21 protein-coding genes are annotated in these 20,922 nt (G+C 72.2%); 11 read left to right on the top strand and 10 right to left on the bottom strand.

Annotated features, from left to right (window positions below; translation table 11 throughout):
• The first annotated feature begins 38 nt into the window (after positions 1 to 38).
• The 3 genes from ACFLIM_RS07675 (at position 39) to ACFLIM_RS07665 (ending at position 2,549) form a co-directional block, all read left to right on the top strand.
• Complete coding sequence (locus ACFLIM_RS07675; protein WP_393163419.1) at positions 39 to 926, top strand: LysR family transcriptional regulator; 888 nt, start codon at positions 39 to 41, stop codon at positions 924 to 926.
• A gap of 30 nt (positions 927 to 956) precedes the next feature.
• A complete protein-coding gene (locus ACFLIM_RS07670) occupies positions 957 to 1,541 on the top strand; it encodes a TetR/AcrR family transcriptional regulator (RefSeq protein ID WP_393163417.1) in 585 nt (194 codons plus the stop codon).
• A 120-nt stretch (positions 1,542 to 1,661) separates the two neighbouring features.
• The gene (locus ACFLIM_RS07665; RefSeq protein ID WP_393163415.1) at positions 1,662 to 2,549 is read left to right on the top strand and encodes an ABC transporter permease; all 888 of its coding nucleotides are present in this window, start codon (positions 1,662 to 1,664) and stop codon (positions 2,547 to 2,549) included.
• Positions 2,550 to 2,581: 32 nt separating this feature from the next.
• Here the strand turns inward: ACFLIM_RS07665 and ACFLIM_RS07660 are convergent, their stop codons facing one another.
• Both ACFLIM_RS07660 and ACFLIM_RS07655 read right to left on the bottom strand, forming a co-directional pair.
• Positions 2,582 to 3,622 carry a TIGR04222 domain-containing membrane protein gene (locus ACFLIM_RS07660; RefSeq protein ID WP_393163413.1) on the bottom strand — a complete coding sequence of 347 codons (1,041 nt, stop codon included), beginning with the start codon at positions 3,620 to 3,622 and terminating at the stop codon, positions 2,582 to 2,584.
• Between the two features lie 131 nt (positions 3,623 to 3,753).
• On the bottom strand, positions 3,754 to 4,923 hold the full coding sequence (locus ACFLIM_RS07655) for an ROK family transcriptional regulator (protein WP_393163411.1): 1,170 nt from the start codon (positions 4,921 to 4,923) through the stop codon (positions 3,754 to 3,756).
• A gap of 102 nt (positions 4,924 to 5,025) precedes the next feature.
• Between ACFLIM_RS07655 and ACFLIM_RS07650 the strand changes: the two genes are divergently transcribed.
• The 4 genes from ACFLIM_RS07650 to ACFLIM_RS07635 are packed head-to-tail and all read left to right on the top strand — an operon-like array spanning position 5,026 to position 8,869.
• The gene (locus ACFLIM_RS07650; protein ID WP_393163409.1) at positions 5,026 to 6,117 is read left to right on the top strand and encodes a sugar ABC transporter substrate-binding protein; all 1,092 of its coding nucleotides are present in this window, start codon (positions 5,026 to 5,028) and stop codon (positions 6,115 to 6,117) included.
• The gene (locus tag ACFLIM_RS07645; protein WP_393163407.1) at positions 6,118 to 6,840 is read left to right on the top strand and encodes an ATP-binding cassette domain-containing protein; all 723 of its coding nucleotides are present in this window, start codon (positions 6,118 to 6,120) and stop codon (positions 6,838 to 6,840) included.
• Positions 6,837 to 8,024 carry a sugar ABC transporter permease gene (locus ACFLIM_RS07640; RefSeq protein ID WP_393163405.1) on the top strand — a complete coding sequence of 396 codons (1,188 nt, stop codon included), beginning with the start codon at positions 6,837 to 6,839 and terminating at the stop codon, positions 8,022 to 8,024. Before ACFLIM_RS07645 ends, ACFLIM_RS07640 begins: the two co-directional genes overlap by 4 nt.
• Positions 8,025 to 8,029: 5 nt before the next feature.
• Positions 8,030 to 8,869 carry an ROK family protein gene (locus ACFLIM_RS07635; RefSeq protein ID WP_393163403.1) on the top strand — a complete coding sequence of 280 codons (840 nt, stop codon included), beginning with the start codon at positions 8,030 to 8,032 and terminating at the stop codon, positions 8,867 to 8,869.
• A 31-nt stretch (positions 8,870 to 8,900) separates the two neighbouring features.
• Here ACFLIM_RS07635 and ACFLIM_RS07630 read toward each other — a convergent pair whose 3' ends face one another.
• Genes ACFLIM_RS07630 through ACFLIM_RS07620 form a run of 3 tightly spaced genes read right to left on the bottom strand, consistent with a single transcriptional unit; the run spans position 8,901 to position 11,246 of the window.
• The gene (locus ACFLIM_RS07630; protein WP_393163401.1) at positions 8,901 to 10,190 is read right to left on the bottom strand and encodes an RNA polymerase sigma factor; all 1,290 of its coding nucleotides are present in this window, start codon (positions 10,188 to 10,190) and stop codon (positions 8,901 to 8,903) included.
• Positions 10,183 to 10,524: a YciI family protein gene (locus ACFLIM_RS07625; protein ID WP_393164038.1), complete on the bottom strand. Its 342-nt coding sequence runs from the start codon at positions 10,522 to 10,524 to the stop codon at positions 10,183 to 10,185. Before ACFLIM_RS07625 ends, ACFLIM_RS07630 begins: the two co-directional genes overlap by 8 nt.
• Positions 10,524 to 11,246, bottom strand: a complete 723-nt coding sequence (locus ACFLIM_RS07620) for an SRPBCC family protein (protein WP_393163399.1) — start codon at positions 11,244 to 11,246, stop codon at positions 10,524 to 10,526. The genes ACFLIM_RS07625 and ACFLIM_RS07620 overlap by 1 nt, the downstream gene beginning before the upstream one ends.
• A gap of 286 nt (positions 11,247 to 11,532) precedes the next feature.
• Here ACFLIM_RS07620 and ACFLIM_RS07615 point away from each other — a divergent pair, with 286 nt between their 5' ends.
• The gene (locus tag ACFLIM_RS07615; RefSeq protein WP_393163397.1) at positions 11,533 to 12,417 is read left to right on the top strand and encodes a sigma-70 family RNA polymerase sigma factor; all 885 of its coding nucleotides are present in this window, start codon (positions 11,533 to 11,535) and stop codon (positions 12,415 to 12,417) included.
• A gap of 3 nt (positions 12,418 to 12,420) precedes the next feature.
• On the opposite strand, the gene ACFLIM_RS07610 is transcribed toward ACFLIM_RS07615, so the two are convergent.
• Positions 12,421 to 12,999, bottom strand: a complete 579-nt coding sequence (locus tag ACFLIM_RS07610) for a helix-turn-helix domain-containing protein (RefSeq protein ID WP_393163395.1) — start codon at positions 12,997 to 12,999, stop codon at positions 12,421 to 12,423.
• 104 nt (positions 13,000 to 13,103) lie between these two features.
• Between ACFLIM_RS07610 and ACFLIM_RS07605 the strand changes: the two genes are divergently transcribed.
• The gene (locus tag ACFLIM_RS07605; RefSeq protein ID WP_393163393.1) at positions 13,104 to 14,705 is read left to right on the top strand and encodes an FAD-dependent oxidoreductase; all 1,602 of its coding nucleotides are present in this window, start codon (positions 13,104 to 13,106) and stop codon (positions 14,703 to 14,705) included.
• 77 nt (positions 14,706 to 14,782) lie between these two features.
• On the opposite strand, the gene manA is transcribed toward ACFLIM_RS07605, so the two are convergent.
• Positions 14,783 to 15,952: a mannose-6-phosphate isomerase, class I gene (manA, locus tag ACFLIM_RS07600; protein ID WP_393163390.1), complete on the bottom strand. Its 1,170-nt coding sequence runs from the start codon at positions 15,950 to 15,952 to the stop codon at positions 14,783 to 14,785.
• A gap of 120 nt (positions 15,953 to 16,072) precedes the next feature.
• On the opposite strand from manA, the gene ACFLIM_RS07595 reads away from it, so the two are divergent.
• A complete protein-coding gene (locus ACFLIM_RS07595; protein ID WP_393163388.1) occupies positions 16,073 to 16,693 on the top strand; it encodes a TetR/AcrR family transcriptional regulator in 621 nt (206 codons plus the stop codon).
• 24 nt (positions 16,694 to 16,717) lie between these two features.
• A complete protein-coding gene (locus ACFLIM_RS07590) occupies positions 16,718 to 17,632 on the top strand; it encodes an ABC transporter ATP-binding protein (protein ID WP_393163386.1) in 915 nt (304 codons plus the stop codon).
• Here the strand turns inward: ACFLIM_RS07590 and ACFLIM_RS07585 are convergent.
• From ACFLIM_RS07585 to ACFLIM_RS07575, 3 genes are read right to left on the bottom strand one after another with little or no spacing between them, the layout of a single operon-like run.
• Complete coding sequence (locus tag ACFLIM_RS07585) at positions 17,629 to 18,849, bottom strand: cytochrome P450 family protein (RefSeq protein ID WP_393163384.1); 1,221 nt, start codon at positions 18,847 to 18,849, stop codon at positions 17,629 to 17,631. The two genes, ACFLIM_RS07590 and ACFLIM_RS07585, sit on opposite strands and share 4 nt — an antisense overlap.
• Positions 18,850 to 18,853: 4 nt before the next feature.
• Entirely contained in the window at positions 18,854 to 19,942 is a 1,089-nt protein-coding gene (locus tag ACFLIM_RS07580) for an NAD(P)/FAD-dependent oxidoreductase (RefSeq protein WP_393163382.1), read from the bottom strand.
• Positions 19,939 to 20,883, bottom strand: coding sequence for a cucumopine synthase-related protein (locus ACFLIM_RS07575; RefSeq protein WP_393163379.1), 945 nt, complete (start codon positions 20,881 to 20,883; stop codon positions 19,939 to 19,941). Before ACFLIM_RS07575 ends, ACFLIM_RS07580 begins: the two co-directional genes overlap by 4 nt.
• Positions 20,884 to 20,922: the final 39 nt, after the last annotated feature.

Raw genomic sequence — 20,922 nt, 5'->3', positions numbered from 1 at the left:
CAGGAAGATGGATTGACGTCCTGCTAGCATTCCTGGTTATGGAACTGCGTCAGCTCGAATACTTCGTGGCCGTCGCCGAGGAGGCAGGCTTCACCAGGGCGGCGGCCCGGCTGCACGTCGCGCAGCCCGGCGTGAGCGCGCAGATCCGCCAGCTCGAACGGGAGGTGGGGGAGGAGTTGTTCGACCGGTCGGGGCGCACGGTCCGGCTGACGGCGGTCGGCGAGGCCGTGCTCCCCTACGCGCGGGCCGCGCTGGCGGCGGTGGACGGGATGCGGCTGGTCGTGGACGAGTTCACCGGGCTGCTGCGCGGCCGGGTCGTGATGGGCGGCGTCTCCGCGCCCTCCGTGCTCGACCTGCCGGGCATGCTGTCCGGCTTTCACGAGCGGCACCCCGCCGTGGAGATCTCGCTCGTGGAGACCGACCCGGAGACGCTGGTCGACGGCCTCCAGAGCGGGCGGCTCGACTTCGGCCTGCTCGGGCTCGGCGGCGCGTTGCCGCCCGGAGTGGAGGTGCAGGTCGTGGTGGATCAGGCGCTCGTGGCGGCCGTACACCACGATCACGAGCTGGCCGCCGGGCGTTCGATCACGGTGGCGGGGTTGAAGGGGTTGCCGCTGATCAGCCTGCCGGTCGGCACGGGGTTGCGTACCGTGTTGGAGGAGGTGTGCGCGCAGGCGGGGTTCGCGCCGCACGTGGCGTTCGAGGCGAGCGAGCCGTACGTGCTGGGGCAGCTCGCCGGGCGCGGGCTCGGCGTGGCGATCCTGCCCGAGTCGGCGGTCGCCGCCGCCGCGGCCGAGCTGCATGTGCTGGACATCACCGAGCCGAGCATGCGCGGCAGGATGGGCGTGGTCTGGCGGGAGGGCGGGCCGAAGAGCCCGGCGGCCAGGGCGTTCATCGAGCACGCTCGCCGCCATCTGCCCAGTTTGTAAACGACTGTTCGTTGACTTTCGGAGGCGATCATGGGCAGGCCGCGTACCACCAGCGACGAGGCCATTCTCCAGGCCACCGCGCGCGCGATCGGGCGGCACGGCACGCAGGGTCTCACGCTGGCCGCGGTCGCCCAAGAGGCCGGGCTGTCGCCGGCCACGCTGGTGCAGCGGTTCGGGTCGAAGCGGGGGCTGCTGCTCGCGCTCGCCGGCCACTCCACGCAGACGGTACGCCTGCCGTTCCAGCGGGCCCGTCTGGAGCACCGTTCGCCGATCGAGGCGCTGCGGGCGGCCGTGGTGAACCTGTCGGAGGGCGCGTCCACCCCGGAGGAGCTGGCCAACAGCCTCGGCTTCCTGCAGCTCGACCTGACCGATCCCGAGTTCCGCGCGCACGCCGCCGCCCACGCCCGGCGCACCCGCGACGAGATCGCCGCACTGCTGGCCGAAGCGGTGGCGGCGGGGGAGCTGGCGGGCGGGACGGAGGTGGGGCGGCTGGCCCGGGCGGTCCAGGTGACGTACAACGGCGTGCTCATCCTGTGGGCGCTGACCGGCGAAGGAGCCCTGGCCGACGCGATGCGCGACGCCCTCGACGAGACGCTGCGGCCCTATCGGGGCTGAGGGCGGCTCCGGGCCGGACGGGCTCGACTCCGCGACGCTCCGGCCGAAAACTGGACCGCCGCCCCCTGCGACAAGGGATGATCGGACATCGAACGGCCCATCGGTTCATCGAGGTGCTTTATGAGCCAAGTGGAAGACGGTTCGCCGGAGTCGCTGGCCGAGCTCGCCAGGAAGCACGGGCTGCGCCCCGCGATCGCGCGGCCCCGGTTCCTCGGCTACCTGCGGCACCTGTGGGAACGCCGGCACTTCGTCCTGACGTACGCCACCTCGCGCAACGTCTCCAAATACTCCGGCTCGGCGCTTGGTCAGCTGTGGCAGGTGCTCACCCCGCTGCTGAACGCCGCGATCTACTACGTGATGTTCGGCCTCATCCTGGGCGGCAGCAAGAACATCGACAACTATCCGGCGTTCCTGCTGACCGGGATGTTCGTCTTCACGTACACGCAGCGGACCGTCACGGCGGGCGCCAAGTCGATTTCCGGCAACCTGTCGCTGATCCGCGCCCTGCACTTTCCGCGGGCCTCGTTGCCGCTGGCGTACACGATCCAGGAGCTGCAGCAGCTCGCCATCTCCATGGGGGTGCTGCTGGTCATCGTGGTGGTGACCGGGGAGCTGCCCAACTGGTTCTGGCTGATGATCCCGATCGTGTTGCTGCTGCAGACGATGTTCAACATCGGGGCCGGGCTGATCCTGGCGCGGATGGGGGCCTCGCTGCGGGACCTCAACCAGTTGCTGCCGTTCATCTTGCGTACGTGGCTGTACGCCTCCGGTGTCTTCTTCGCCATCCATGACAAGGTGGTCAACAGCGCGGGGCTGCCCGAGTGGGTGGCGACCCTGATGTACCTGAACCCCGCGGCGTCCTACATCGAGTGGATGCGGGACATCCTCATCGACGACCATACGCCGCCGCAGATGGTGTGGACGTCGTGCCTGGTGTGGGCGGTGTTCGCGCTCGGGGCCGGGTTCTGGTACTTCTGGCGGGCCGAGGACCGGTACGGGCGGGGCTGATCGCCGTGCTGAGCCATGCCGCGAAGATGGCGTCACGATCCGCCACCGCCGCACCCTCCGCCGCCGCCACCGTCTCCGCCGCCACCGTCTCCTCCTCCGCCACCGCCGGAGTCCCCGCCACCGCCGCCCCCGTCGTAGCCGCCTCCATGAGACCCGTGGGAGCCGCCGCCGAAGTCGAAGAGGCCGCCGAAGTCGAAGAACCCACCACCTGAGTCGCTTCCTGAGTACCCGCTGTCGTAAGCGGGGATGACCCCGCCGCCGTACGACCCGCAGTGGCCAGGAGCGCAGCACGTCGCGTACAGCCTGCCTCTGGCGCGCGTGTCACGCCGCAGCGTGCCGGCCAGCCGCCGATCCGGCAGCTTGGTCAGCCCGTGCAGCGCCACCAGCCTGATGTCGTCCGAGCTCTTCCACGACCCGTCCGCCAGAGCCTGGGGCTCGGCCCGCTCCAGAGCGTTCCGCCCGGCCTTCGTCAGCGGGATCGCCAGGTGGCGGCGCAGCCAGTAGAAGCAGGCCGTCCCGACGACGGCCGCCGCGGCCGCGATCACGACCGCGCCCAGCGGCCCGCGCAGGAATGGGCTCACCACCGCCACGATCGCCGCCAGCGCGGCGAAGACGACCAGCCGGCTCGTACGCCGCCGCGACCGTACCCTGTCGGCCGGCGCCATCAGGAACCCCTGCCGCCACAACGGCGTGGACAACCGCCGCATCGCGTGGTCGCCGCCCGCGCTGTGGCGTACCTCCGCCGTGGTACGCCCGCCCGCACCCGTCGTGACGTGCCGATACACCGCCCGCTCGACCGGAATCCGGTTGTTCGGCCGGAACCCCTGCACCGGCGTGACGATCCCCTCGCTCGACACCCGCACCCCGCCCTGGGCGACCAGCGACACCAGCGCCGTGTTGATCACCCGGCGCGGCCCTCCCGCGAGGTACGCCGTCTCGTACAGATTCAGCGGATAACTCGTCCTGCGGCCCGTGGTGGAACGGGCGAGGAACAACGCGACCTGTGTCCGGACCGCGGTGAGAGCGACGAGCGCGAGCAGTGCGATGGCGGTCGTGTAGAAAGCTCCGTCCATGTGCCTCCCCCTAAATGGCTAAATGCATACACCCCGTTTTTGGCTGGTCCATTCGCATGCATTGACGTTTCTCGGCGGAGCAGAGGTTCCCGGCACAATTAGCAGAATGAGCAAAAGCATGGCGGAGCCCCTCAGCCGAGGCGGGCCTCGAAGATGAGCTCCCAGGCCCGCTTCCTGGCGCGGGCGACGGCGCCCAGCAGCACCCCGCTGTCGCCGAGCGCGCTGGCCACCACCCGCGGCCGGAGCGGCCCCAGCGCGGCCACGCGGCGCTCGATCGCGCCGCCGAGCAGGTCGAGGTTGCGCCCCACCCCGCCGCTCAGCACGATCACCTCCGGGTCGAGGACGGCCGCGACCGCGACGACCAGCCCGCCGATGCGCTGCCCCTCCGCCTCGACCACGGCCAGGGCGGTGGGATCGCCCCGCCCGGCCGCCTCGAAGACCTTCTTCGCGCTCCCCAGGTCGAGCCCGGCGGCGCGGGCCGCGCGCACCACGCCGGGCGCGGAGGCCACCACCTCGGTGGACCCGTGCTCCAGGAGGACCGGGTCCCCGGCCGCCGGCGGGTCCTCGGTGGCGGGCAGGTAGGACACCTCACCCGCGGCCCCGCGGGCGCCGACGTACAGCTCGCCGTTGACCACGATGCCCATGCCCACGCCGGTGCCGATGGAGACGAGGGCGAAGTGCGCCTTGCCCCTGCCCTCCCCGTAGGCGTGCTCGCCGACGGCCGCGAGGTTGATGTCGTTCTCGATGACGAGGTCGGGCTCGAGCGCGGAGCGGAGCCGTTCGACCAGGTCGGCGCCCGGCAGGTTGTAGGCGAAGTCCAGCCGTCCCGCCACCGGGTCGTAGACGCCGGGAGTGCCGGCGACGGCACACGTGATGGCCGACCACTCCAGGCCGGCCTCCGCGGCGGCCGCGTGGGCCAGCTCGCGTACGTGGCGGGCCAGGTCGGCCGTGTTGCGGGCCTCGTTGCGGCCGTCCTTGCGCCCCACGATCGAACCCCTCAGGTCGGCCACCACGACCCGGTTCCAGTCGCGCCCGATGTCGATGCCCGCGACGTGCGCGGAGCCGGCGTTCATGTCGTAGAGCGAGGTCACCGGCCCCGGCCGGCCGGACACCTCGCCCACCAGGTGGACCAGCCCGTCATCCGCCAGCCCGGCCAGCGCCGCGGAGACCGTGGGCTTCGACAGCCCCGTGACCTTGGCCAGGTCGGCTCGGGACGCCGGGCCGTGGTCGTGCAGCCGGTCGAGCAGGCGCCGCTCGTTCATCACCCGCAACAGCCGCGGGTTCCCCAGCTCACGCCGCACTCCGGCCTCCTTCTTGAGGTGAACTCCAGAAAGGGTAGTCAACTCCCTTGATAGTAAATTACCTTTCTTACTACAAGGTGAGCGCGGGAAGGGAACGATGCGATGCACCGAGGATGGAAGGCGCTCCCAGCCGTGGCGGTCCTGCTGGCCGCCGCCTGCGGCACCGGATCCGGCGGCGCGGGCGGCACCGCGTCCGCCGTCCCCCAGGACGAGGCGGCGACGATCGCCCTGTTCCTGCCGGAGTCCAAGACCACCAGATACGAAGCCTTCGACCGGCCGCTCTTCGAGGCGAAGGTGAAGGCCCTCTGCCCCGCCTGCAAGGTGCTCTACAGCAACGCCGACCAGGACGCCGCCAAACAGCAGCAGCAGGTCGAGGCCGCCCTCACCCAGGGCGCCGATGTGCTGGTGCTCGACGCGGTCGACGCCGCCGCGGTGGCCCCGCTGGTCAACCAGGCCAAGCAGAAGAAGATCCCGGTCATCGCCTACGACCGGCTGATCTCCGGCATCGGCTACGACTACTACGTCTCGTTCAACAACGTGCGGGTCGGCGAGATGCAGGGTCAGGCGCTGCTCGACGCGCTCACCGCCAAGGGCAGCACGGGCAAGGGCCAGATCGTGATGATCAACGGCGCCCCGACGGACCCCAGCTCGGCCGACTACAAGAAGGGCGCGCACAACATCCTCGACGGCAAGGTCAAGATCGGCAAGGAGTTCGACACCCCCGACTGGAGCCCCGACAAGGCCCAGCAGCAGATGGAGCAGGCGATCACCGCGCTCGGCCGCGACACCGTCGTGGGCGTGTTGTCGGCCAACGACGGCATGGCCGGCGGCGCGATCGCGGCGATGAAGCGCGCCGGCTACAAGGAGCTCCCGCCGATCACCGGCCAGGACGCCGAGCTCGCGGCGGTCCAGCGCATCCTCACCGGCGAGCAGTACATGACCATCTACCTCGACATCAGGGCCGAGGCGGAGAAGTCCGCCGAGCTCGCCGTCGCGCTCACCAAGGGCCAGGGACCCGCCGCCCCCGCCAAGGTGAACAACGGCACCGCCGACATCCCCGCCTTCCTCCTCGACCCCATCCCCGTCACCAAGGACAAGATCAAGGACACGATCGTCAAGGACGGGTTCTACCAGGCCGCGGACCTCTGCACCCCCGAGGTCAAGGACGCGTGCACGACGGCTGGCATCCAGTAGATGTTCTCCGTCACCGGCATCTCCAAGACGTACGGCGCGGTCCAGGCCCTCGACGGCGTGAGCCTGGACCTGCGCGCAGGCGAGGTCGTGGCCCTCGTCGGCGACAACGGCGCCGGCAAGTCCACCCTCGTCAAGGCCCTGGCCGGGGTCATCACCCCCGACGCGGGAGCGATCACCGTGGACGGCGACCCCGTCAGGATCGCCACTCCCCGCGACGCCCAGGCCCTCGGCGTCTCCACCGTCTACCAGGACCTCGCCCTCTGCGAGAACCTCGACGTGGTCGCCAACCTGTTTCTCGGTGCCGAACGCCGCCGCTGGTCGGTGCTCGGCCATCTCGCCATGGAACGCGCCACCCGCGACCTGCTGACCTCCCTCGACGTGCGGATCCCCGACATCAGGATGCCCGTCGCGATGCTGTCCGGCGGCCAGCGCCAGTCCGTGGCCATCGCCAGGGCCCTGATCGGCGAACCCCGCCTGGTCATCCTCGACGAGCCCACCGCCGCTCTCGGCGTGGAGCAGACGGCCCAGGTCCTCGACCTGATCGCCCGCCTGCGCGATCGGGGCCTGGCCGTGCTGGTCATCACCCACAACCTCGCCGACGTGCGGACGATGAGCGACCGCGTGGTCGTGCTCAGGCTCGGGCGCAACGCCGGCGAGTTCCACACGGCCGACGCCTCCCAGGAGGCCATCGTCGCCGCGATCACCGGAGCGAGCGCAGAATGAAGGCTGACACGTTGACGCGCAGGCCGTACACGCCGAAGGAGGCGGTGGGGCGGCTGCGGCGCGGAGACCTCGGAGCCTGGCCGGTGGTGGGCGGGCTCGTCGTCATCGCGATCGTCTTCGGCACGCTCAACGAGCACTTCCTGTCCGCCGAGAACCTCACCAACCTCGCCCTGCAGATGGCGGCCACCGGCACGATCTCGCTCGGCATCATCATGGTGCTGCTCCTCGGCGAGATCGACCTGTCGGCGGGCTCCGTCAGCGGCCTGTGCGCGGTGGTGATGACGATCCTGTACGTCAAGCAGTCCTGGAACCCCGTGGCCGCCATCGCGGTCGCGCTCGCGGCGGCCGGCGCCATCGGCCTGCTGCACGGGCTGATGCACACCCGGCTGCACATGCCGTCGTTCGTCGTGACGCTGGCCGGGCTGATCGGCTGGCAGGGGCTGCTCCTCTACCTCCTCGGCCAGGGCGGCACGATCAACCTGCCGTTCGACGGGTTCGTCTCGAAGCTGAGCGACACCTGGCTGCCGGCCTGGCTCGCCTGGGCCCTGGTGGCGGCGCTGACCGGCGGCTGGGCGGCGGCCGCGACGATCGGCAGGCGGGCGCGGGTGGCGGCGGACCTGCCGGTGCCTGCGGCGTACCTGACCGTGGTGCGGATCGGCGGGATTGCGGTGGTGCTCGCGGGGGCCGTGACGATCCTGTCCGCCGACCGGGGCGTGCCGCTGCTGCTCGTCATCTTCGGCGCGCTGGTGATCGCGCTCGACCTCGTGCTCAGGCACACCGTGTTCGGCCGGTGGACGTACGCGGTGGGCGGCAACGCCGAAGCCGCCCGCCGCGCCGGGATCAACGTGGCCAGGGTCCGGGTGCTGGCGTTCGTGCTCGCCTCCGTGCTCGCCGGATTCGGCGGCATCCTCGCGGCCGGCCGCCTGTCCGCGGTGAACCAGGCGTCCGGCGGCAGCGACATCCTGCTCATGGCCATCGCCGCCGCGGTGATCGGCGGGACGTCGTTGTTCGGGGGGCGCGGCCGGCCGTACGCGGCGCTGCTCGGCATCCTGGTGATCCAGTCGATCACGAACGGGATGCTGCTGCTCAACGTGGACTCCTCCGTCAGGTTCATGGTGACGGCGGCGGTGCTGGCCCTGGCCGTGGCGATCGACTCGCTCGCGCGCAGGGGCAACGCCAGGTGAGGCGGGTGCTCGGCATCGACGTGGGCGGCACGAAGATCGCCATCGGCGTGTCCGGCACGGACGGGCCCGAGATCGCGGCCAAGGTCCGCCTGGAGACCGGCGAGAACCCCCTGGCCACGGCGCTGCACGCGGCCAGGGGGCTCGACCGTGCCCCGGCCGCGGTGGGCTTCTCGACCACCGGGGTGCTCCATGAGGGCCGGGTCCTGCTGGCGCCGAACGTGCCCGGCTGGAACGGCCTGGAGCTGCCCCGGCTGCTGCGCGAGGAGTACGGGACGATCCCCGTCGCGATCGGCAACGACGTCAAGGCGGCGGCCGCGGCGGAGCTGCGCTGGGGGGCGCTCCACGGCGTGTCCACCGCCGTCTACCTCAACCTGGGCACCGGACTGGCCGCCGCCCTGGTCGTCGGCGGGCAGGTCGTCGATGGGGCGCACGGCGCGGCGGGGGAGATCGGCTACCTGCTCGCCGAGCCCGGCGAGCCGGCCTTCGCCGACGGGCACGCCCCGCTCGAGGAGCGCGTCTCGGGTAGGGCGCTGGTCGCGCACGGCTCTGCCCTGCTGGGCCGTACCGTCACGGCGGGCGCCCTGTTCGGGCTGCCCGAGGGGGCCGTGCTCGTGGACGAGGCGCTGCGCACGCTGGCCATCGCCGTCGCGAACCTGTGCGTGGCCCTGGACCCGGAGGTCGTGGTGGTGGGCGGCGGCATGATGGCCGAGGCGGCACGCATCCTGCCGCCGCTGGCGCGGGAGGTGCGGCGCGTCGTGCCCTTCCCGCCGGAGGTGCGGGCCGCGCGCTTCACCGACGACGCCCCGCTGCTCGGCGCCCTGGCCCTCGCCCACGCCCTGACCTGAGCCCGCCAATCGGGCGCCGGGCCGATCCGGGCTAGCTTCCCGCGGCGATGCCGGCGGCGCGTTCGGCGAGGAACTCCTGCTCGGCGGCGTTGTCGCTGAGCGCCAGCGCCGCCCGATACGCCTCCACCGCCTCCGCGTCCCGTCTCAGCCGGTGCAGCAGGTCGGCCTTGGTGGCGGGCAGGTAGCGGTAGCCGGCCAGGCGGCCGTCGCGTTCGAGCGCCTCCACCTCGGCCAGCGCCGCCTCCGGGCCCTCCACCATGGACAGCGCGACCGCCCGGTTGAGCGCGACGACGGGCGAGGGCCAGATCCGCAGCAGCTCGTCGTACAGGGTGAGGATCTCCCGCCAGTCCGTCCGCTCGTAGGTGGCCGCCTGGGCGTGCACGGCCGCGATGGCCGCCTGCAGCGTGAACCGCCCGGGCGGCCCCGCGGTCAGCGAGCCCACCAGGAGCCGGTCGGCCTCGGCGATCAGCTCCCGGTCCCAGGCCGAGCGGTCCTGCTCCTCCAGCCGGAGCAGCCGGCCGTGCTCGTCGGTACGAGTGGCGCGCCGGGCATGGTGCACCAGAAGCAGCGCCAGCAGCCCGGCGGTCTCCCGCTCGGCGGGCAGCAGCAGGTGCAACATGCGCGCCAGGTCCAGCGCCCGGTCCGTCAGGTCGTCGCGTACCAGGTCCTGGCCGGAAGGGGCGGTGTGACCGGTGGCGTAGAGCAGGTGGATGACGGTCAGCACCGCGTCCACCCGTGCGGGCAGGTCCTCCGGGGACGGCACCCGGTACGGGATGCGCGCGGTGGCGATCTTCTTCTTGGCCCGGGTGAGCCGGGCGGCCATGGTCGCCTCGGCCACCAGGAACGCCCGCGCGATGTCCGGCGTCGCCACCCCGCACACCAGCCGCAGCGTGAGAGCGATGCGCGCTTCGGGGGCGAGCGCCGGATGGCAGCAGGTGAAGATGAGCCGCAGCCGGTCGTCGGGGATGGTGTCGGGCTCGGGCATCGGGGCGTCGTCCTCCGGCTCCAGCAGCAGCGGCAGCTTGCGTTCCAGCGTCTTGCGGCGGTGCAGCACGTTCAGCGCGTTGCGCCGCGCGACCGTGGTCAGCCACGCGCCGGTACGCTCGGGCACGCCGTCGCGCGGCCACGTCCGCAACGCCTGGACGTAGGCGTCCTGCACCGCCTCCTCCGCCGTGTCCAGGTCGCGCGTCACCCGCACCGTCGCGGCGAGCACGAAGGCCCACTCGCGACGGTGCGACTCGGCGACGGCCGCTTCGACCGCGCTCAGCGTTCCTCCCAGGTGATCACGCCGCCACGGGCCTCGAAGAGCATGCTCAGCCACCCTCCAGGATCTGGAGGCCGAGCAGCGGCCTGACCTCGACGCCGCCCTGCACGACCGGGGTGAGCCTGGCGATGGCCAGCGCGTGGTCGAGATCGCGCGCCTCGATCACGAAGACGCCCCCCAGCACCTCCTTCGTCTCGATGAACGGGCCGTCCGTCACCAGGTCGCCCCGGATCGCGGTGGCCGTCTCCGGCGGCTCCAGGGCCAGCCCCATGACGATCCGCCCGCCCAGCTCGGCCACCCTCTCCGGCATCGCCAGGTGGCCCTGCTGGACCTCTTCCGGCAGGTCTTCCGGTGGGACTCGCTCGTAGAGCAGCACCGCGTACTGGGCCATCACGCCACCCCCTCGTCGGCGAAGACGCGGCGCAGCCAGGCGCCCCAGTCCTGCCCGGCCGCGCCGTCCGCGAACAGGTGGCACACCACCGAGACGGGCCAGCCCCACACGTCGCGCCCGTAGACGCGGAAGAGCGCGTCGGCCGACCGCACGCCCAGGAAGGCGTCGGTGACGTAGTCGACCACGCCGTCGATCGGCGCCAGCCCGGCCGGCGTCAGCCGGATCCGGTCGCCGGCCGCGACGCCGTCCGGCACGCCCAGCGCCCGGCGCACGACATCGGAGCCGCCCTTGGCCGAGGAGTCGGGCGCCTCGGCGGAGACGTACACCGCCTCGCGGCCGGAGAAGTGGCGCAGGTACTCGCCCAGGGAGTGGTGGTAGAACTCGGTGTGCTGCCGGCAGGCGTCGAGCTGCACGTCGTAGTCGTCCTCGGGGAACTCGCCCTGGTGGTGGTAGCGCAGGTAGGTGCCCTGCCCGTGCGGCTCCAGCAGATAGTCGAGCTGGTTGAAGCCGTCGAGATCGGGCGCGCGGGTGGCGAAGTGCCGCGGCGGATCCCACGCGGTCACCGTGCCGCGTCCCGTCAGCCCGCGCTCGGCGCCGCCGGCCCAGGGCTCGTACTCGGTCTTCCAGAGCCATCCCACGGCGTGCCGGGTGATCCCGTCCCACGCCTCCTGGGGCGGCGCGGGCAACACGCCCTCCCACCGCACCTCGAACTGCCTGGACATGCATCCGCCTCCGTCATCGCTCGTCACGGGCCCTCTAACGGCCCTTCTACAACACCGACAACCGGAAACGGCCGCAATCGACAGGCGCGTGCGGAAATTTTCCAGGCCCGGCTCTCGGGGAGGAGGGCCGGAACGACGGCGAGGTGCCCCGGTGGAGACGCCGGGACGGCAGTTTGCCATAGGATTCCCGATTAAACGGACAAAACGCCCGCCGTCCTGTCACACCGGCCGCGTTTCGAACGTCACTGCAGTGACGAACCGCGACTGCGACACGAGGTGACGCCCGATGAACGAGCACGAATTCCTGGCCGGACGGTTCGAGGCGTACCGAGGGCATCTGAGGGCGGTGGCGTACCGGATGCTCGGCTCGCTCAGCGAGGCCGACGACGCCGTGCAGGAGGCCTGGTTGCGGCTCAGCCGCTCCGACAGCGGCGAGGTGGAGAACCTGGGCGGCTGGCTGACCACCGTCGTCGGCCGGGTGTGCCTGGACATGCTGCGCACGCGCACGTCGCGGCGCGAGGAGTCGCTGGAGGCGCGCCTGCCCGACCCGGTGGTGAGCCCCGCCGACGGGCTCGACCCCGAGCAGGCCGCGCTGGTGGCCGACTCCGTCGGGCTGGCGCTGCTGGTGGTGCTGGAGTCGCTCACCCCGACGGAACGGCTGGCGTTCGTGTTGCATGACATGTTCGCGGTGCCGTTCGAGGAGATCGCGCCGCTGGTGGGGCGCTCGCCCGACGCGGCCAGGCAGCTCGCCAGCCGGGCGCGGCGGCGGGTGCGGGGCTCGGCGCCGGTGCCCGACCCGGACCTGGCCCGCCAGCGGGCGGTCGTGGACGCTTTCGTGGCCGCCTCGCACCGCGGCGACTTCGGCGCCCTGCTCGAAGTGCTCGACCCCGACGTGGTGCTGCGCGCCGACCACGGCGCGCTGCTCGCGGGCGGCTGGACGGAGATCCACGGCGCGGCGAACGTGGCCGGCCAGGCGCTCACCTTCCGGCGGCACGCGGCCGCCGCCACCTCCCGCCCCGCGCTGGTGAACGGCGTCGCCGGGATCGTGAACACGGTGGACGGCAGGCCGGCGTCGGTCTTGAGCTTCACGATCACGAACGGGCGGATCGTCGCGATCGACATCCTCGCCGACCTGGACCGTCTCGACCAGCTCGACCTGGCCATGGACTGAGGCTCACTTGGCGGCGGGCCGGGCGCGGACGTGCAGCCGCTCGCCCTGCGGGCCGAACAGGGCGAGCACCTCGGCGGGCTCGGCGTCCGGGTTGACGAAGGCGTGCGGCGTGCGCGTGTCGAACTCGGCCACCTCGCCCGCCGCCAGCACCACATCGTGCCGCCCGAGCAGCAGGCGCAACCGCCCGGACAGGACGTACAGCCACTCGTAGCCCTCGTGGATCTGCTGCTCGGGCTCGAAGCCCGGCCAGCGCGGCGGGTAGATCTGCTTGTACGCCTGCATCCCGCCGGGCCGGCGGCTCAGCGGTATGTACGTCATGCCGTGCCGCCTGGTCGGCCGCAGGTGCACCCGCGGATCGCCGGTCACGGGGGCGTCGATCAGCTCGTCGAGCTGCACCTGATGGGCCCTGGCCAGCGGGAGCAGCAGCTCCAGGGTCGGCTTGCGCTGCCCGGACTCCAGCCGCGACAGCGTGCTGACCGAGATGCCGGTGCTCTTGGACAGCTGCGCCAGCGTCGCGCCGCGCTCCATCCGCAACGCCCGCAGCCGCGGCCCGACCGCCTGGAGGACTTCGTCGAGATCCATCGCCCTACCTTGCCATTTCGGCAACGATATTTGTCAAATCCCCGGCGGGTCGCGGACAGTGGCGCATCGGCTGAACGAATCGGCTGAACGAGAGGAGTCGCGCGATGGACGCGAAGTACGACGTGGTGGTGATCGGGGGCGGGGCCGCCGGGCTGAGCGGCGCGCTCGCCCTGGCCAGGGCCCGGCGCAGGGTGCTGGTGATCGACTCGGGGCGGCCGCGCAACGCTCCGGCGGACGGCGTGCACCTCTACCTGGGGCGCGAGGGAACGCCGCCGCAGGAGCTGCTGGCCGCCGGCCGCGAGGAGGTCACCGGGTACGGCGGGGAGCGCGTCACCGGCACTGTCACGGCGGCCGAGCGGGTGGCCGGCGGGGGTTTCCGGGTCGTGCTGGACGACGGGTCCGCGGTCGAGGCGGACCGGCTGCTGGTGACCACCGGACTGGTGGACGACCTGCCGGAGGTGCCCGGCCTGGCCGAGTTGTGGGGGCGCGATGTGCTGCACTGCCCGTACTGCCACGGCTGGGAGGTACGCGACCAGGCGATCGGCATCCTGGGCACCGGCCCGTTCGCCGTGCACCAGGCACTGCTGTGGCGGCAGTGGAGCGACGACGTGACCCTCTTCCCGCACACCGCGCCCGAGCTCGGCGAGGACGAGCGCGAGCGACTGGCCGCCAGGGGCGTTGCCGTGGTGGAGGGGCAGGTGAGCGGGCTGTCGATCAGCGGCGGCAGGCTCACCGGCGTGAACCTGGCCGGCGGGCGGGTGGTGCCCCGCCAGGCGCTCGCCGTCACCACCCGCATGACCGCCCAGGCGGGTGTGCTGGCGGACCTGGGCCTGGAGACGGCCGAGCAGGAGATGGCCGGTCACGTGGTCGGCACGTACGTCCCCGCGGACCAGTGGGGCGCGACGAACGTGCCAGGCGTGTGGGTGGCCGGGAACGTGACCAACCTGATCGAGCAGGTCATCGGCGCCGCGGCGGCAGGTGCCCGGGCCGCCGCGGCCATCAACGCCGACCTGATCGAGGTGGAAACCCGCCAGGCCGTCGCCGCCCACCGCACCCGGCACGCGGCCGAGAACCCGCACCGGCCGCCGACGTCGATGACGGAGTTCTGGGACACCCGTTACGCCGAGAGCGCGCAGATCTGGAGCGGCAACCCCAACGTCATGCTGGTCCGCGAGGCCACGGACCTGCCGCCGGGCAAGGCGCTCGACCTGGGCTGCGGCGAGGGCGCCGACGCCATCTGGCTCGCGGGCCGGGGATGGCACGTCACCGCCACTGACATCTCCCGCGTCGCGCTCGACCGCGCCGCCGAGTTCGCCAAGGCCGCGGAGGTGGGCGACCGCATCGACTGGCAGCGGCACGACCTGGAAGCGTCGTTCCCCGAGGGCGTCTTCGACCTCGTCTCCGCCTGCTTCCTGCACTCCCCGGGCGACCTGCCGCGCGACAAGATCCTGCGCACTGCGGCCGCCGCGGTCGCGCCCGGCGGGGTGCTGCTCGTCGTCGGCCACGCGAGCGGGCCGCACTGGGAGCACGACCCGCAGCCCGGCGTGCACTTCCCGACGCCGCAAGAGGTCCTCGACGCCCTCGAACTGCCGGAGGAGGAGTGGGAGGTGCAGCTCAGCGAGGAGTACGAACGCACCCAGACCGCCCCCGACGGCACCCCGGGAACCCGCACGGACAACGTCCTGAAGCTCCGGCGGCTCCCCTAGCGAGCGCTACCCCGCGCGCCGAGGGAGCCAGCGTCGCCCGTTGCTCCTCGGGGAGGCTGCGGGAGGTCGACGCATAGTCACGACGGTGACGGCTGGGCGCGGTAGGCGGTGCCCTTGCCGGCGAGCGGGGTCGAGGCGGCGGTGGCCGGGATGAACGCCGACTGCCCCGGCCGGAGCGTCAGCCCGGCGCCGAGGTGGGCTTCGCCCTCGATGCAGACGACGATCTGGGGAACGCCGCCGGGAAGGGAATGCGCGGTCCCCTCGGTCAGGTCGTAGCGCGTGAGGCCGAACTCCGGGGCGGGCGGCCGGTAGTCGTACTCGCCCTGGACGTCGTGCGAGGGCCGGACCAGGAACGGGTCGCCCGGGGTGAAGTCCACCACCCGCATCAGCTCGGGCACGTCGATGTGCTTGCTGGTGAGCCCGCAGCGCAGGACGTTGTCGGAGTTGGCCATGATCTCGACCCCGATGCCGCCGAGGTAGGCGTGCGGGACGCCGGCGCCGAGGTAGAGGGCCTGGCCGGGCAGCAGGTTGACATGGTGGAGCAGGAGAGCGGCCACGACGCCGGGGTCGGCCGGGCAGGAGCGGGCGATGGCGGCGTACCCGGCCAGGTCGTCGTCGTCCCGTGCGAGCAGGGCCTGCTCGACCTGGGCGCGCAGCGGCCGGGAGGCGTCGTCGAAAATCTGCGCGAACACGGTCCGCAGCGCCTGCCCGGCCTCCTCCGCCCTGAGCGTGTCGATCCAGGGCCGCAGCCCCGGCAGGCCGAGCCGGTCCAGGAGGTCCGCGGTGGCGGCGGGCTCACGGAAACCGCACAACCCGTGGAAGGGCGTGATCGCGCACACCATCTCGGGCTTGTGCGAGGCGTCCTTGTACGTGCGCGCGAAGTCGTCCAGCGGGACACCACGCGCCGTCTCGTCGGCGAACCCGGCCTCGGCCTGCGCGGTCGTGGGATGCACCTGCAGGGACAGCGGCCGCTCGATGGCCAGCACCTTCAGCAGGTAGGGCAGGACCGGGCCGAACCGGGCCGCGGACCGCTCGCCGAGCGTGCCGGCCGGGTCGCCGGCGATGAGCTCGTTGAGCGGGGTGCCCTCTACGGTCGAGGGATCGCCAGGATGGGCGCCCATCCAGAGCTCGGCCTGCGGCCGTCCGGTGGGCTCGGTCCCGAACAGCTCCGGCAGTGCGGTCACCGAACCCCAGTCGTAGGGGCGGATGGCGGTGGCCAGGCGCATGGGCACGGCGGTCTGGGGCACGGTGTCGACTCCAATCGTGGTGAAAGGAGCCTAGCGAACGCGCGTTGCATCCATGCTATACATGGGTATAGCCTGCTTTTCGCACGAATAGTTAGCTATATGATCGAACAGGAGGATTGGGTGACGACCGTACCGGACCCCGAAGACCTGACGGCTCGCGCGCGGATCAGGGACGCGGCGTTGTGGCACTTCGGCGAGCACGGCTTCGAACGGGCGACGATCCGCGGGATCGCGGAGACCGCCGGCGTGTCCCTGGGCCTGGTACGCCATCACTTCGGCTCGAAGCAGGCGCTGCGCGAGGCCTGCGACGAGCACATCATGAAGATGATCCACCGGCTGCACGAGCAGGCCGCGAGCACCTCCCAAAGCGCCATCAACCCGGTCGCCGTCATGGGCCCCTACCAGCGTTACCTGGCGAGGGCGCTGACGGAGGGGGCGGCGGCGCCGGTGTTCGACGACATGGTCAGGATCGGCGAGCAGTGGCTCGCGGAGGCCGACAAGAGCCGCCCCGACCCTCCCGACGTCGACCCCAAGGCCCGCTCCGCGGTGATCGCCGCCATGGCGCTGTCGGTCGCGGTCCTGTCCCAGCACGTCTCGCGCGGCCTGGGCGCCGACGTGAACACCCCGGAAGGGGAGGCCAAGCTCCTGCGGGCGATCGTGGACATCTACTCCCACCCCCTGCTCTCGCCGGAAGAGGCCGCCGCCATCCGGGAGGCGCTCGACCGCGGCCAAACCCCATGATCCATCCCCTTGAGGAGCACCACCATGACTGACGCCATCACCGTGTCCGGGCTGGTGAAGACCTTCGGCAGGACGCGGGCGCTGGACGGGCTCGACCTCAGCGTGCGCACCGGCGAGGTGCACGGCTTCCTGGGCCCCAACGGCGCCGGCAAGAGCACCACGATCCGGATCCTGCTGGGCCTGCTGCGCGCCGACGCGGGCGACGCCCGGCTGCTGGGCGGCGATCCCTGGTCCCAGGCGACCGAGCTGCACCGCCGCCTGGCCTACGTGCCCGGCGACGTCACGCTGTGGCCGAACCTGTCGGGCGGCGAGACGATCGACCTGCTCGGCCGGTTGCGCGGCGGCCTCGACCGGCGGCGCAGGGCCGGCCTGCTGGAGCGGTTCGAGCTGGACCCGCGCAAGAAGGGCCGGGCCTACTCCAAGGGCAACCGGCAGAAGGTGGCCCTGGTCGCCGCGCTGGCCTCCGACGTCGAGCTGCTCATCCTGGATGAGCCGACCTCCGGCCTCGACCCGCTGATGGAGGCGGCGTTCCGGGAGTGCGTCAGGGAGGAGCAGCGGCGCGGAGACCGCACGGTGCTGCTGTCGAGTCACATCCTGGCCGAGGTCGAGGCGCTGTGCGACCGGCTGACGATCATCCGCGACGGCCGGGCCGTCGAGACGGGCACGCTCGCGGACCTGCGGCACCTGACCCGCACCTCGATCGAGGCCGAGCTGGCCGGGCCGCCGGACGGGCTGGCCGGTCTGCCGGGCGTGCACGACCTGCGCGCCGAGCGCGGCCGGGTGCGGTTCACCGTGGACGCGGCGGCGCTGGACCCGGCGCTGCGCCGGCTCACGGCGGCGGGCGTGCGCAGCCTGGTCAGCCGGCCGCCGACCCTGGAGGAGCTGTTCCTGCGCCACTACGACAACTGCGAGGCCAGCCCCGCGGGAGGCCGGTGCTAGCGGGAGCGCGGGCCGAGGACGGCGGGCATGGTGCGGGTGCTGTTGCCCAGCAGGGTGTCCAGCGGGCACAACTCCTCCGGCGGCGCGGCGGGCGCGATCTCGGGGAACGCCCCGAACAACGCCGTCAGCGCCACCTCGGCCTCCAGCCGGGCCAGCGGCGCGCCGAGGCAGAAGTGCGGCCCGTGCCCGAACGACAGGTGCGTGGCCGGCGGGCTGGTCAGGTCGAAGAGGTGGGCGGCCTCGCCGTAGTGGCCCGGGTCGCGTCCCGCGGAGGCGAAGCAGGCCAGTATGGGCTCGCCGGCCCGCAGGTGCACGCCGTCGATCTCGATGTCGCGCACCGCGTACCGCATCGGGAAGTAGGCGATCGGCGAGTCCCAGCGCAGCGTCTCCTCCACCGCCGCGCTGAACGGGCACTTGCCCGAGCGCAGCAGGTCGAGCTGGCCCGGCTCGTTCAGCAGGGCGCCGATGGCGTTGGTGATGAGGTTGACCGTGGTCACGTGCCCGGCGATGAACAGCAGCTCGATGGTGGCGAACAATTCGTCCGTGGACAGGCGGACGCCGTCCTGCTCGCGCAGCCGGAACAGGTCCGTGATCAGGTCCTCGCCGGGCGTGTCCCGGCGCTGGTCGATGATCTGGCCGAGCAGCTCGTGCAGCGCCTTGCGCAGCTCGGGCGTGTCGTCGAGGCTGCCGCCGACCTGGGCCACCGCGTCGCTGAGCTCGTGCAGCTCGTCCTGGTGGCCGGCCGGGATGCCGATCAGCTCGGAGATGACCTCGCGCGGCAGCGGGTAGGCGAACTCCTTGCGCAGGTCCACCGGCTGGTCGGGCGGCAGGTCCGCGAGCCGGTCGATCAGCCTGCCGGTGAGCGACTCGATCTTGGGGCGCAGCCCTTCCAGCCGGCGCGGCGTGAACGCGCCGGCCACCGCGGTGCGCAGCCGCCGGTGTTCGTCTCCTTCGGCGTTGAGCATGGAGGTGTCGGTGACGATGCGGTCGATGGCCGTGCCCGGCGGTGAGCTGTGGCGGGCGGCCCAGTGGCAGATCTCCCTGGACAGGTTCGGGTGGGTCAGGACGGTCAGCAGCGTGGCGTACCGGGTCGCGGCCCAGGCGGGCACGCCCTCGGCCGTCACCGGCACCAGCGGGCCCGCCTCGCGCAACCGGCGGTTGTCGGCGTGCAGGTCGCGGGTGGCCGGGTCGAGGATGAAGCGGCTCTCTTCAGTCATGGGTTCACCCCGTGCGTCGTGGGCTCATGGCCAGTGCGGTCACGTCGAAGCCGGGGTCCTGGTCGAGGTAGAGGTCGCGGACGAGCTCCCCGGCGGCCGGCGCGTTGCACAGGCCGTGGCCGGAGAAGCCGGTCGCGTACAGGAACGCCGGAGGCCCCGGCTGGTGGCCGATGAAGGCGGTCTTGTCCGGGCTGGCGTCCCGCAGTCCCGTGACCGCCGTGTGCAGCGCGACCCCGGCCAGACTCGGGTACGTGGCCGCGAGCTGCTCGGCCACCCCCCGCCGCCAGGCCTGCCGGTCGGGACCCGGGTAGCCCATGCCGATCAGCAGCCGTTCGCCGCGCAGCCGTACCAGCAGGCCGCTGGCGGCGTGCAGGGTGACCGGGATGTCGGGTGTGTTCGGCGGCAGCGGGTCCGTGGTGAGCAGCTCCTGCTCGATCGGGTCGGTCAGCGGCAGGTCTACGCCCGCGCAGCGCACGAGTGAGGCCGACCACGCGCCCGCGGCGCAGATGATCGCGTCCGCGGTGAGATCGCCGTCCGGCGTCCGCACGCGGCCGGCCCGCGGCTCGATCCCGGTGACGGCACAGCCGGTACGCAACCGCGCGCCCGCCCGTTCCGCCGCCCGCGCGTAGGCGGTGACGATGGCCGTGGTGTCGGAGATGTAGGCCTGCGGCGAGTACGCGGCGGCCAGCAGTGGCGCGTCCCCGATGAGCGGATTGTGCTCCCTGGCCTCCTCCGCGCTGATCAGGCCCACATCCACCCCGGCAGCCCGCTGGTCCGGCAGGTCGGCCTCGAACGCGCTCACCTGCTCCGGCTCGGTGAACAACACCAGGTAGCCGACCTGCCGCAACGGCAGGTCGGTGCCCGGCCTGCTGGGAAAGGCGTGGTACGCGTCCAGGCTGCGCACCGCCAGCGCCGAGCTGACCGGATTGCCGGCGAAGTACGAGCGGACCACGTCGGCGGTGGCGCGGGAGGCGCCCGAGCCGAGCGAACCCCGCTCCAGCAGGGTCGTGTCGACCCCGGCCTCGGCCAGGTGGAAGGCGATCGACAGGCCGATCACACCGCCGCCGATCACCACCACCCGCGGCGAATTCACACCGCCTCCTGCGCCCGGCGCAGGTGCTCGCCCGCCTCCCAGGGGAACAGGTGCAGGTTCCACCCGCCCAGGCAGTTGCAGTAGAGCGCCATGTGGGCCATGGTCGCGATGAAGTCCTCGTGGTTGTCCAGGCGCTCCAGCCCGGTCAGGAGCCGCTGCGTGAAGTTCCACAAGGTGTCCAGGCCGCAGTAGCCGAGGAACTCCGCGGGAGTCGCGGCCAGCAGGCGGGTCATCTGGCGCAGCCACGGCATCGGCATGCCGTCCAGCGCCGCGCGTACGAGGCCGCCGTAGCAGCTGTAGCCCAGCGGCCGGGTCTCGCCGTTGACGAACAACAACGTGGTCAGGACCGTCTCATAGCTGCCCGCCCCCGAGGGGATCCGCCCCTCGTGGAGATCGATGAGCTCCTGCGGCGGGTTGAGCCAGATGCGCTCGGTCTCGGCGTGCACGTCGGTGACCAGCGCGTTGAGATGCGGGTCGCCGATCGGCAGCCGGGGCAGATCATGGCCGCTGGGCTCGCCCGCGCGGCGCACTTCCGCGATGACGGGCTCCTTGGTGGTGTAGACGGCCTGCCACACCTCGCGGCCGGCCTGGATCAGGGCATCGAGGTCCTCCTCGACGACCTGGCCGACCGGGGTGGCGGTCATGGGCTCGGTCAGCTCGCCGTACTTGATGCCAAGGTGTTGCAGCCGCGAGCAGAACAGGGTGCCGTCGGGCACGGTGCGCCGGTCCACGCGGTACTCCGCGGGCGCGTGCAAGAGCGAATGGACCGGGGCGACGTGGTACAGGTGATAGCCGGCGACCAGGGCATGCCCTTGCAGGCTGCGGTACGGCAGCGCATCCCACAGGCATTGGGCCAGGGCGCGGTTGCGCTGGTCGAGTTCGGCGGCCACGGTGATGCCGAGGCCGGGCCAGGTTATTTCCACACGCTTCGATTCGTTCACAATAAGTCACTCTATCGTCACGATTTGTGGCGATAGAGG

Origin of the sequence: Nonomuraea marmarensis (assembly GCF_043197025.1) — a bacterium.
Classification (GTDB): domain Bacteria; phylum Actinomycetota; class Actinomycetes; order Streptosporangiales; family Streptosporangiaceae; genus Nonomuraea; species Nonomuraea marmarensis.
This window is presented reverse-complemented; position numbering and strand designations above follow the sequence as displayed.

Excerpts from the sequence above, each read along its gene's own strand:
- ACFLIM_RS07625 (WP_393164038.1), bottom strand. The coding sequence starts at position 10,524 with ATGGCCCAGTACGCGGTGCTGCTCTACGAGCGAGTCCCACCGGAAGAC.
- ACFLIM_RS07620 (WP_393163399.1), bottom strand. The coding sequence starts at position 11,246 with ATGTCCAGGCAGTTCGAGGTGCGGTGGGAGGGCGTGTTGCCCGCGCCG.
- ACFLIM_RS07640 (WP_393163405.1), top strand. The coding sequence starts at position 6,837 with ATGAAGGCTGACACGTTGACGCGCAGGCCGTACACGCCGAAGGAGGCG.
- ACFLIM_RS07670 (WP_393163417.1), top strand. The coding sequence starts at position 957 with ATGGGCAGGCCGCGTACCACCAGCGACGAGGCCATTCTCCAGGCCACC.
- ACFLIM_RS07675 (WP_393163419.1), top strand. The coding sequence starts at position 39 with ATGGAACTGCGTCAGCTCGAATACTTCGTGGCCGTCGCCGAGGAGGCA.
- ACFLIM_RS07605 (WP_393163393.1), top strand. The coding sequence starts at position 13,104 with ATGGACGCGAAGTACGACGTGGTGGTGATCGGGGGCGGGGCCGCCGGG.
- ACFLIM_RS07590 (WP_393163386.1), top strand. The coding sequence starts at position 16,718 with ATGACTGACGCCATCACCGTGTCCGGGCTGGTGAAGACCTTCGGCAGG.
- ACFLIM_RS07650 (WP_393163409.1), top strand. The coding sequence starts at position 5,026 with ATGCACCGAGGATGGAAGGCGCTCCCAGCCGTGGCGGTCCTGCTGGCC.
- ACFLIM_RS07615 (WP_393163397.1), top strand. The coding sequence starts at position 11,533 with ATGAACGAGCACGAATTCCTGGCCGGACGGTTCGAGGCGTACCGAGGG.
- ACFLIM_RS07645 (WP_393163407.1), top strand. The coding sequence starts at position 6,118 with ATGTTCTCCGTCACCGGCATCTCCAAGACGTACGGCGCGGTCCAGGCC.
- ACFLIM_RS07610 (WP_393163395.1), bottom strand. The coding sequence starts at position 12,999 with ATGGATCTCGACGAAGTCCTCCAGGCGGTCGGGCCGCGGCTGCGGGCG.
- ACFLIM_RS07585 (WP_393163384.1), bottom strand. The coding sequence starts at position 18,849 with ATGACTGAAGAGAGCCGCTTCATCCTCGACCCGGCCACCCGCGACCTG.
- ACFLIM_RS07660 (WP_393163413.1), bottom strand. The coding sequence starts at position 3,622 with ATGGACGGAGCTTTCTACACGACCGCCATCGCACTGCTCGCGCTCGTC.
- ACFLIM_RS07665 (WP_393163415.1), top strand. The coding sequence starts at position 1,662 with ATGAGCCAAGTGGAAGACGGTTCGCCGGAGTCGCTGGCCGAGCTCGCC.